The sequence below is a fragment of the Gracilibacillus sp. HCP3S3_G5_2 genome, from assembly GCF_052063305.1.
In the GTDB taxonomy this organism is placed as follows: Bacteria; Bacillota; Bacilli; order Bacillales; family Amphibacillaceae; genus Gracilibacillus.
Genome location: NZ_JBQHXU010000011.1, coordinates 113,070 through 124,068, shown reverse-complemented (window position 1 = coordinate 124,068; position 10,999 = coordinate 113,070). Strand labels below are relative to the sequence as shown.

Genomic DNA, 10,999 nt, shown 5'->3' with positions numbered 1-10,999 from the left:
GGTTTGTTTTTTGGTCTAAACAAAGTCTAACAAAATTAGGAGATTGCGTGTTTTTTTATGCCTAAAAAGTTATCAGAAAATTATCAGTACCCCAACATATATTTTAGAGCCTAAAAAAAGAACAGAAAACACTATAGTCTCCTGTTCTAATCTGTAATAATACTTTCAATAAATACGGCTCGTTTTTCATCTAAATTAATAATCTCATCATTGTCGATTACTCTTACAATAGGTCTTGTCGGTATGTTACAATCAACGAAAATAATATAAGCTTCTTTCCCTGTGGAAAGCATTACACGTGTGCCAATCGTGTAATTCATTAACGTATCGATGAATTTTTGCAAGATAGGATAATCATATTTTTGATATTTCATTTTCAACATTTCTTCCATCACCTTAAAAGGTGATTGTTTTCTACGGTAAACACGCTCTGAAGTCATGGCATGATAGGTGTCACTAACTGCAATGATTTTAGCAAAAGGATGTATTTTATCTTCCTTTGCCCCAATTGGATATCCACTGCCATCCATTCTTTCATGATGCTGTAAAATGGCTAGTTTCATATCTTGTGTCATAGAAGGAATATCTTCTACCATGCGATAGGATAAGGTAGGGTGTTTTTTTATTTCTTCATATTCAGCTATTGTTAGTCTTGACTCTTTTAGTAGCCAATTTTCATTTAATTTTGCCATTCCGCTATCAGCTAAAAGAGCTGCAATACCAACCTGAATCCACTCTTTCTCATATCCTATTTTTTTTGCTAAATATGCTGATAATAGAGCAATAGATACACCATGATGATAAAAATAGTCTTCTTTAGAAGCAACTTTATGTAATAAAAATAAGTCCAAACTGATATCTTTTACGTAATCAAATAATGGCATCATCATTTTCCGCACTTGCTCGATCTCAATCTGGCTTCCACCTTGCCATTTTTTAAACATTACTTTGTAAGCTGATACAGCATTATGATACAAAGTATCAAAGGAAGCGCTAGACTTCCTTTGTACTTGTTGTGGTGGATATGGTGTAGCAGTCGTAATTTTTTTAGGGGTGAAATGGCCTCCTGTTATTAATTTGTCCGATACTTCAACAGAATCAATATTAAAGTGCCTCAATACTTGAATATGTTTCTCCTTAACAACAGTATTCATTTCAATAATCGGATGCCTGGTTTTACCCAAAACCTGTTTCGTTATAATACACCCAGGTATTAGCTGTTGTGGATGTACCTTCAACCGAATCACACCCTTTACTAATTTTCTACCTCTTCTTCGTTATCTTCTTCCCGATCTACCTTAGCTACTGTTGCAACTCTTTCTTCATCTTGCAAACGAATGAGGCGAACACCTTGTGTGTTCCTACCTGTTGTCGAAATTCCCTCTACTTGCATACGAATTAAGACTCCAGATACTGTCATGATCATAATATCTTCATCATCAGTAACATTTTTTACTGCAACTACTTTACCGGTTTTTTCAGTAATGTTAGCAGTAAAGATTCCTTTACCACCACGATTTGTTCTGCGATATTCATTAACAGGGGTCCGTTTCCCGTAACCATTTTCTGTTACGTTCAGGATAAATTGGTCTTCCTCCAGAATTTCCATTGAAACAACCTCATCATCTTCACGTAATGAAATACCTTTTACACCAGCTGCCGTTCTACCCATCGGACGGATTTGCGTTTCTTCAAATCGAATGACGTAACCATTTTTCGTACCAATTAAAACATCTTTCCCTCCATCAGTTAAACGAACAGAGATTAATTCATCCCCTTCACGCAAGTTTAGCGCGATCAAGCCACCTTTACGAATATTCGCAAACTGTTGGAGCGACGTTCTTTTCGATACACCATGTTTTGTTGCAAAGAATAAATACCAATCTTCATGATATTCACTGACCGTAATGACCGCATTGATCCATTCACCTTGCTCTACTTCCAATAAGTTAATAATTGGGATACCTTTCGCTGTTCGGTTAAATTCAGGTACTTCATAACCTTTGGCACGGTATACCTTACCTTTGTTGGAGAAAAATAGTACCGTATCATGTGTCGAGCAGGAAACCAAATGTTCGACAAAGTCATCTTCGTTTGTCCCCATTCCCTGTATTCCACGTCCTCCACGTCTCTGTGCCCGATATGTCGAAGCTGGCAAACGTTTAATATATCCTCTATGTGTTAAGGTGATAACGATATTTTCCTCTGGAATTAGATCTTCATCTTCGATTAGATCTACTCCGCCAGCAACGATTTCAGTTCTTCTTTCATCACTGTATTTCTCTTTAATTTCTAACAGCTCTTCACGAATAATTTCAAGTATTCTCTCTTCATTCGCTAAGATTTCCTTCAATTCCTTAATTAACTCCATGATCTGGTTATATTCATCTTCAATTTTTTCACGTTCTAAACCAGTTAAACGCTGTAAACGCATGTCTAAAATTGCTTGTGCTTGTTTTTCTGATAGGTTGAATTGCTCCATTAAACCATCGCGAGCAATTTCTGTTGTCTTGGATTGACGAATTAACGTAATAATCGCATCAATATGATCTAGTGCGGTCCGTAATCCTTCTAGGATATGGGCACGTGCTTCTGCTTTATTTAAATCATATTGTGTTCTTCTCGTAATAATTTCTTTTTGGTGCTCTAAATAATATTCCAGACATTGCTTCAACGTTAATACTTTCGGCTGTCCATCCACTAAAGCTAGCATGTTGATACCGAACGACGTTTGTAAAGATGTCTGTTTGTATAAATTATTTAATACAACATTTGGATTTGCATCCCGACGCAATTCAATGACAATACGCATACCATTACGATCTGATTCGTCACGTAAATCGGTTATACCTTCAATACGCTTGTCTCTTGCCAAATCAGCAATCTTTTCAATCAACTTGGCTTTGTTTACCTGATATGGTAATTCTGAAACAAGAATTCTTGATTTACCATTAGCTTGTTCTTCAATCTCTGTTTTGGCTCGAATCGTAATCGATCCTTTACCAGTTTCATAAGCTCGTCTAATACCACTTCGGCCGAGAATTTGACCAGCAGTTGGGAAATCTGGACCTGGTATGTGTTCCTCCATTAATTCCGAGATCGAAATATCTGGATTCTGACTTATTGCTAAGATAGCATCAATCGTTTCACCTAAGTGATGCGGAGGAATATTGGTTGCCATTCCTACCGCAATACCAGATGCACCGTTAACTAAAAGATTAGGGAACTTAGCAGGCAATACTTTTGGTTCTCTTTCCGAACCGTCATAGTTATCCATATAATCAATGGTATCTTTATTAATATCCCTTAACATTTCCATAGAAATCTTAGACATTCTGGCTTCTGTATAACGCATCGCTGCCGGCGGATCACCATCAACTGAACCGAAGTTTCCATGACCATCCACAAGCATATAACGATAACTAAAATCTTGTGCCATTCTTACCATTGCTTCATAAACGGCAGAATCACCATGTGGGTGATACTTACCGATAACGTCTCCAACGATACGAGCTGACTTCTTATATGCTTTATCAGCATGCATACCCTGGTCATTTAATGCATATAATATTCGACGATGAACTGGCTTCATTCCGTCTCGAACATCTGGTAATGCACGGGATACAATTACACTCATTGCATAATCTAAGAAAGATGTTCGCATTTCTTGCCCTATATTAATTTCTTGAACTTGTGGACGATTATGATCCACCATATTTAATTACCTCCTATTTCACTGCAGGAAGACGTGAAAATTGCTTGAAATTACGACCGATAAAATCCGGATTAGATGTCCAAATTCTTAACATATACCGCGTTATCTTGAATAAAATTACGACGTGGTTCTACTTTATCACCCATCAACATGTCAAAAATTTGATCAGCTTCCATTGCATCTTCCAAACTAACTTGTAGCAACGTACGGCCAGCAGGGTCCATCGTTGTTTCCCATAGCTGCGTTGCATTCATTTCCCCTAAACCTTTGTAGCGTTGTAAGCCCGGTTTTGGTTGTTTTGGTAATTCTGCCAACAAGGCATCTAACTCTTTATCTGTATAAGTGTAGTGAACAGCTTTGCCCTGCTTTACTTGATAAAGTGGTGGCTGTGCAATATAGACATATCCATGATCAATCAAAGGTCTCATGAAACGGAAGAAAAAGGTTAACAATAATGTTCGAATATGTGCTCCGTCGACGTCCGCATCTGTCATAATCACAATTTTATGGTAACGTGCCTTAGAAATATCAAACTCTTCACCAATCCCTGTCCCCAATGCCGTAATAATAGAACGGATTTCGTTGTTAGATAATATCCTATCCAACCTTGCCTTCTCTACATTCAGTATTTTACCTCGCAATGGTAAAATTGCTTGAAAATGACGATCTCTACCTTGTTTAGCTGAACCACCGGCAGAATCCCCCTCCACAATATACAGTTCACTGATAGTAGCATCTCGAGATGAGCAATCGGCTAATTTACCTGGAAGGTTGGAAACCTCTAAAGCTCCTTTACGTCGAGTTAATTCTCTTGCCTTTTTCGCAGCAATTCTTGCGCGAGAAGCCATTAATCCTTTATCTACAATTATTCTGGCTGTATTAGGATTTTCAAATAAGAACTTCGAGAATAGTTCACTAAAAGCAGAATCAGTAATTGTTCGTGCTTCACTATTCCCTAGTTTTGTCTTTGTTTGTCCTTCAAATTGTGGATCCGGATGTTTAACTGAAATAATCGCTGTTAAACCTTCTCTAACGTCATCACCAGTTAAATTTGGATCATTTTCTTTAAATAAATTATTTTTCCGCGCATAGTCATTGATCACACGAGTTAAACCGGTCTTAAAACCAGATTCGTGTGTTCCACCTTCATGCGTACTTATATTATTAGCAAATGAATAAATATTGCTCGCGAATCCATCGTTGTACTGTAACGCGACTTCAACGTGAATATTATCTTCTTCCTTTTCCGCATAAAAAGGTTCATGTAACACTTCTTTTGAACGGTTCAAATGCTCTACATAAGAACCGATTCCTCCCTCGTAATAAAAGGTTTCCGCTTCACGCTCTTCTCGATTATCCTGAATGGAAATTCTTAACCCTTTATTCAAGTAGGCTAGTTCACGTAACCTGGTGGATAATGTCTCGTAATTGTACACTGTTGTTTCTGTAAAAATTTCAGGGTCTGGTTTAAATCGGGTTTTGGTACCAGTTTTATCTGTATCACCAATTACTTGCAATTCTTTATTCAGCTTTCCGTGAGAAAAGCTAATATAATATAATTTGCCATCACGATGAACATGTACTTCTAATTCAGTGGATAAGGCATTTACAACAGAAGCCCCTACACCATGTAAACCGCCAGAAACTTTATAACCACCGCCACCAAATTTACCACCAGCATGCAGCACTGTCATGATGGTTTCTACCGCTGGGCGACCTGTCTTCTCATGCGTATTTACCGGGATTCCACGCCCGTTATCCACTACTGTGATACTGTTATCTTTTTCAATAAAAACTTCGATATGATCACAGTGACCAGCTAAGGCTTCATCGATACTATTATCTACAATCTCCCAGACTAAATGATGGAGTCCTTTTTCACTGGTAGATCCAATGTACATTCCCGGTCTTTTACGTACTGCTTCCAAGCCTTCTAATACTTGAATTTGATCCGCATCATAGGCTTGTTCCAGCGGCATATTTTCTTCCATTGTCAATTCAATCACCTACATTCTCTCTCATTGATAATCTTTATGTGTCAAGAAAAGTACATCCAAAAGATGTCTCACTACAAACGGCATAAAACAGACTATTTTGCTAATCGCCCAGCGATCAAGAAGTCTTTAATGAATAATATCCAGCGTTTAAATACCCTTTATTCTTCCCCATTTTCAGAATAATCCTCTAATCTGCTAATAGTGGAAATCATGCTGGCTCTTTTCTTTAAAGTTAAGACAGATAACGGGCTATAATACACTTTATCTGCAGTTATCACTACTGCCTTTGTTAATTCTTCATCCGATACAACTATTTGTTGTTTTCCTTTCAGTTCTTCGAGCATCTCCAAATTTATCGTGGAGGAAGTTACTATACTATAATCAATTATTCCTATCACATCTTTTGATTGAATGACTTGTTCATCTCCAATGTGAATAAACATAATATCCCTACTTTTACTCGATTATTTTTCCGTTATCTATTCTAAAAATCTCTGCCTTCTCCAGTGTCTGGTGATGAATACCATCAACACTGGTTGTGGAGACAAAGGTCTGAACTTTTCCTTCAATCGTATCTAATAAATGGGATTGTCTAAAATCATCTAATTCACTCAAGACATCATCTAAAAGTAAAATAGGATAATCATTTATTTCTTGATAAATAAGTTCTATTTCTGCGAGTTTCAAAGAAAGTGCAGTTGTTCTTTGTTGTCCTTGTGAACCAAAAGTCTGAACATTTTTCCCATTTACATAGAAGACTACATCATCTCGATGGGGGCCAATCAAGGTTGTACCACGTTCTATTTCTTTCGTTTCCAATCTCTCAAATGACTCTTTCAGAACTGTTACTATTTTTTCCTTTTTATCTCCTTCCGATACATCGACAGTAGGTGCATACTGCAAATCCAAGTCCTCTATTCCTCTGCTGATTCCATGATGAATTTCATGCGCCCATGTTCGTAAACGTTTCATGAATAGAAATCGTTTTTCTAGAATAATGGCAGCATGTTCAATCATTTGATCTGTCAGTACTCGAAGCATGGTGAGATCATTGGATTTACGCTTTTGCAGTTGTTTTAATAAATGATTTCGCTGTTTTAGAATTTTGACATATTGTCCAAGATGATAGATATAAATTGGTTGGATTTGACCTATTTCCATATCAATAAATCGTCTTCTAATCTGAGGGCTTCCTTTCACTAGGTTTAAATCCTCCGGTGCAAACATCACAATGTTTAACGCCCCAATATAATCACTAAGACGTTGTTGCTCTAAATGGTTTAACTTAGCCTTTTTGCCCTTATTAGATATTTGTATTTCCAATGGGAACTGTTGCTTTCTTTTACATACACTACCTTCTATTTTAGCATAGTTTTGTTCCCATTGAATTAATTCTTTATCTTTGGTGGTTCGATGTGATTTGGAGAAACCCAGCACATATATAGCTTCCATCAAGTTTGTTTTCCCTTGTGCATTTTCTCCAATTATCACATTAATTTTATCGTCGAATTGAACCGATAACTGATCATAGTTGCGATAATTCGTTAAACTTAATTGTTGTATATACATTCGAATTTCCTTCCGAAATTAACCTTTATTCATCACTTTTCGTTACCACGAACGTACCAACATCTTCTACATAGACTGTATCCCCTGGATAAAGTTTTTTACCACGACGTGTCTCTAGCTCGTCATTTACATAGACACCATTTTCTTGTAAAAAAACTTTAATCATACCACCAGAATCAAGTATATTAGCTAATTTCAAAAACTGCCCCAAAGGGATAAAATCTGTTGAAATTTCAATTTTTTCTTCCATCGATTCACCTACTTTACATATAAGAAAGATATTGGTTATTAGTATAGCCCTTCTATCTATTTTACTAAACATTTGATAAATATAAAAGTAAACCTACTAATTATTTTAATATAAAGATAAAATCCTACCTCTTCCTGCCATTTTTTTATTTAAACGAAAATTGTTCTGCTAATATTTACTACTTTCAAACGTGAAAAAAATACACGCATTCCAATTGATAACTGAAACGCGTGTATATTTTTTCTACTAACTTGTAAGAATGTAGTTAAAATGTTCTTACCGGTAAGATCAGCTGCAGGATTTGGTCGTGATCGATTGGTTTAATGATAAATGGTCGCATAGCTCCAGTAAATTCTATTTTAACTTGCTCTGTTTCCATAATTTTCAATGCATCGATCATATATTTGGAACTGAATGAAATCTTTAATTCCTCTCCATCCATCTTTACTACTGAAATTTCTTCTTCTACATTTCCGATTTCTGGGGAGTTACTGGAAATTTCGACAATCCCTTGATCTTTGGTTTGTAGGCGGATCACATTATTATGATTATCTTTCGCAAGTAAGGATGCACGATCGACTGCTTGTAGTAGTGTTTTAGTATCTGCGTGAATCACTGTTTTACTTTCTTCTGGGATCAAACGGGACGTTTCTGGGTATTTTCCGTCTAATAACCGGGATAAAAAGTACAAGTGATTCGTTTGAAATGCAATTTGATTCTCACTAATACTAATTTGTATTTTGTCTTCTGTATCATCCAAGATTTTGCTTAATTCGTTTAAACTTTTTCCTGGAATAACAACTTGATCAAACGGAAATTCATCGATTATATCTTGCAATGGTAGCTTATTTGCTGCTAATCGGTGACTATCTGTTGCGACAAAGTGTAGCTGATCATCTTGCACTTTCAGATTAACCCCCGTTAAAATCGGCCGAGTTTCTGAAGTAGAAACGGCAAAGACTGTTTGTTTAATCATATTTTTCAACAGATTAATTGGTAATTCAAAATGTGTATCTGTTTGAATTTGCGATATTTGTGGATATTCCTCAGCATCTTGACCATTTAAATGAAATTCAGCATGACCAGATTTTATCGCTATTTGTAATTGGTCGTCCACATCTATTTGAACTGTTTCAGAAGGTAATTTTCGGATAATTTCAGGAAAATACTTGGCGTGAACAATGATCTCTCCTTGTTCAATTTCATCTATAAATTGAATACCTTCTTCTTCCATCGGGATAAAAGATTCAATCGTAATATCGGAGTTACTACCTGTTAATGTTAAGCCATTGTATGTAGCTTGCATTTTTAATCCAGCTAAAATAGGAATGGCCGTTTTCGATGATATAGCTTTTGTCACGTGTTGAATACTTTCCATAAGTTTATCTCTATTTATTACAATTTTCATTTTCATCCTCCTTGAGGAATATATTTATTTATTATTAATATAATATCGTATTAATAGTAATAGGCCCTGTGATTATGTGGATAACTGCATTATGCTTATTCTCTAAAAGTTATCCAGATGTGTATAAGTTGTTTGCAAGTTCGGTTTACTTATCCACATTAATCACAACGAGTTGTAGAAAGGAATTTCTATTAGATAGATTTTAATTGCTCTTTTATTTCCTCTATTTCTTTACTTAATAATTGATCTGTACCCATTAATTTTGAGATTTTTTCATGGGCATGAATCACAGTTGTATGATCTCTACCACCAAATTCTTCACCAATTTTCGGTAGAGAAAAGTCTGTCAGTTCCCTTGATAAATACATGGCGATTTGTCTAGGGAATGCAATAGATTTAGTCCGTTTTTTTGCAGAGAATTCTTCCAGCTTCACGTTATACCGTTTGCCAACTTCCTCTTGAATATGCTGGATAGTAATAACTTTTGGTCTGGAAGAAGGGATAATATCTTTTAATGCTTCGGCTGCTAATGAAGCGTCTATATCCTGATTAATAAGAGAGGAATAGGCAACTACACGTATTAATGCACCCTCTAATTCTCTTATGTTAGTATCAATTTGATTGGCAATATATAGCATTACTTCATTAGGAATATCTAAACCTTCTGCTTTTGCTTTCTTTCTTAATATAGCAATTCTTGTTTCTAAATCTGGAGGGGTAATGTCGGTAATAAGTCCCCACTCAAACCGAGAACGCAAACGATCTTCCAATGTAGGGATTTCTTTAGGAGGCCTGTCACTGGAAATAATAATTTGCTTATTCTCTTCGTGCAGTGTATTAAATGTATGGAAAAATTCTTCCTGCGTTTGTTCTTTTCCAGCAAGGAATTGAATATCATCTATTAAAAGGACATCCACATTTCGATACTTATTTCGAAAATTGACCGCTTTATTATCTCGAATGGAATTGATAAATTCATTGGTGAATTTTTCAGATGAAAGATAGACCACTTTTGCTGATGGATTATGATCGAGCACATAATGTCCTATTGCGTGCATTAAGTGTGTTTTACCGAGCCCAACGCCACCATATATAAATAAAGGGTTATAAGCTTTTGCTGGAGCTTCAGCAACTGCTAATGATGCTGCATGAGCAAATCTGTTACCAGAACCAATGACAAATGTCTCAAATGTATATTTATCATTTAACATGGATTTTGGTGATGTTTCATTGTTTTGAGTCGGAATCGTTTTTTTCTTTTTCATTTGTGTAAATTCTTCTGCTGTGTCACTTGAACTTTCAGGAATCACAAATTTTACGGCTAATTTTGCTCCTGTTAGTTCATAGAGAGCATCTGCAATAATGGTTGTATATCTTGATTCTAGCCAGTCTCTAGTAAATTCATTTGGAGCAGAAATAATAACAGTATCTTCTTTTAATTGATCAACAGAAGTATTTTTTAACCATGTATCATAGCTTGGCTTACTTACTTTGTCCTTGATTAATTCCAACGTGTTTCTCCATAAATCTTCGATATTTTCCACGAAAAACCCTCCTTTCTTTGGATATCATCAGGAAGTATACATGCATAATAACATGTGGATAGAAATACACTGACAAAAAAGCGGAAAACCTAAAAATTAAGTTTTCCACATATTTGTGTATAAACTAATATACAAGTTGTGAACTTTTGTCCACACTATATCCACAATCTGTGGATAAAAACTTACGCTATAATTTTTATTAACAAACTAAAACACAAATATAATATCAAAAAAACCCGAACAATGCAATGTTTTATCTAGACTTATCCACAACTTAGACAAAATGTGACTTATATCTTTCCACAGATGGTTATTTTGTGAGTAATTTGTCGATAAAAGGTTAAAAATGATGTATGTACTTTCTATACTTATCCACATAGCACTGTGATATAACAGTTTTGAAGATGATTTGTTATAATACAGAGGTGAGTGAAGAATTTCGGCAATAAATTGGTGTTAAAAGTTAGAACAAGATGGAATGATGAATTAGATGAAGTTTTTTAGAACTAATCATTG

The 10,999-nt window shown here is 35.6% G+C and carries 8 protein-coding genes; all 8 read right to left on the bottom strand.

Going from position 1 to position 10,999, the window contains the following annotated elements; all coding sequences use genetic code 11:
- Positions 1–146: 146 nt before the first annotated feature.
- The 8 genes from ACTNEP_RS16435 to dnaA all read right to left on the bottom strand — a co-directional run bounded on the left by ACTNEP_RS16435 (position 147) and on the right by dnaA (position 10,483).
- Positions 147–1,247, bottom strand: coding sequence for an HD-GYP domain-containing protein (locus tag ACTNEP_RS16435; protein ID WP_441163076.1), 1,101 nt, complete (start codon positions 1,245–1,247; stop codon positions 147–149).
- An 8-nt stretch (positions 1,248–1,255) separates the two neighbouring features.
- Positions 1,256–3,715 (bottom strand): DNA gyrase subunit A, encoded by a 2,460-nt coding sequence (gene gyrA, locus ACTNEP_RS16430; RefSeq protein WP_441163075.1) that lies wholly within the window; start codon positions 3,713–3,715, stop codon positions 1,256–1,258.
- Between the two features lie 71 nt (positions 3,716–3,786).
- Positions 3,787–5,706: a DNA topoisomerase (ATP-hydrolyzing) subunit B gene (gene gyrB, locus ACTNEP_RS16425; RefSeq protein WP_441163077.1), complete on the bottom strand. Its 1,920-nt coding sequence runs from the start codon at positions 5,704–5,706 to the stop codon at positions 3,787–3,789.
- A 164-nt stretch (positions 5,707–5,870) separates the two neighbouring features.
- On the bottom strand, positions 5,871–6,155 hold the full coding sequence (remB, locus tag ACTNEP_RS16420; RefSeq protein WP_441163074.1) for an extracellular matrix regulator RemB: 285 nt from the start codon (positions 6,153–6,155) through the stop codon (positions 5,871–5,873).
- A gap of 13 nt (positions 6,156–6,168) precedes the next feature.
- Complete coding sequence (gene recF / locus ACTNEP_RS16415; RefSeq protein ID WP_441163073.1) at positions 6,169–7,281, bottom strand: DNA replication/repair protein RecF; 1,113 nt, start codon at positions 7,279–7,281, stop codon at positions 6,169–6,171.
- 25 nt (positions 7,282–7,306) lie between these two features.
- Positions 7,307–7,531, bottom strand: coding sequence for a S4 domain-containing protein YaaA (yaaA, locus tag ACTNEP_RS16410; protein ID WP_441163072.1), 225 nt, complete (start codon positions 7,529–7,531; stop codon positions 7,307–7,309).
- A 265-nt stretch (positions 7,532–7,796) separates the two neighbouring features.
- Positions 7,797–8,939 carry a DNA polymerase III subunit beta gene (gene dnaN / locus ACTNEP_RS16405; RefSeq protein WP_441163071.1) on the bottom strand — a complete coding sequence of 381 codons (1,143 nt, stop codon included), beginning with the start codon at positions 8,937–8,939 and terminating at the stop codon, positions 7,797–7,799.
- Positions 8,940–9,130: 191 nt separating this feature from the next.
- Complete coding sequence (gene dnaA / locus ACTNEP_RS16400) at positions 9,131–10,483, bottom strand: chromosomal replication initiator protein DnaA (protein WP_441163070.1); 1,353 nt, start codon at positions 10,481–10,483, stop codon at positions 9,131–9,133.
- Positions 10,484–10,999: the final 516 nt, after the last annotated feature.

Excerpts from the sequence above, each read along its gene's own strand:
- gyrA (WP_441163075.1), bottom strand. The coding sequence starts at position 3,715 with ATGGTGGATCATAATCGTCCACAAGTTCAAGAAATTAATATAGGGCAA.
- gyrB (WP_441163077.1), bottom strand. The coding sequence starts at position 5,706 with ATGGAAGAAAATATGCCGCTGGAACAAGCCTATGATGCGGATCAAATT.
- remB (WP_441163074.1), bottom strand. The coding sequence starts at position 6,155 with ATGTTTATTCACATTGGAGATGAACAAGTCATTCAATCAAAAGATGTG.
- recF (WP_441163073.1), bottom strand. The coding sequence starts at position 7,281 with ATGTATATACAACAATTAAGTTTAACGAATTATCGCAACTATGATCAG.
- yaaA (WP_441163072.1), bottom strand. The coding sequence starts at position 7,531 with ATGGAAGAAAAAATTGAAATTTCAACAGATTTTATCCCTTTGGGGCAG.
- dnaN (WP_441163071.1), bottom strand. The coding sequence starts at position 8,939 with ATGAAAATTGTAATAAATAGAGATAAACTTATGGAAAGTATTCAACAC.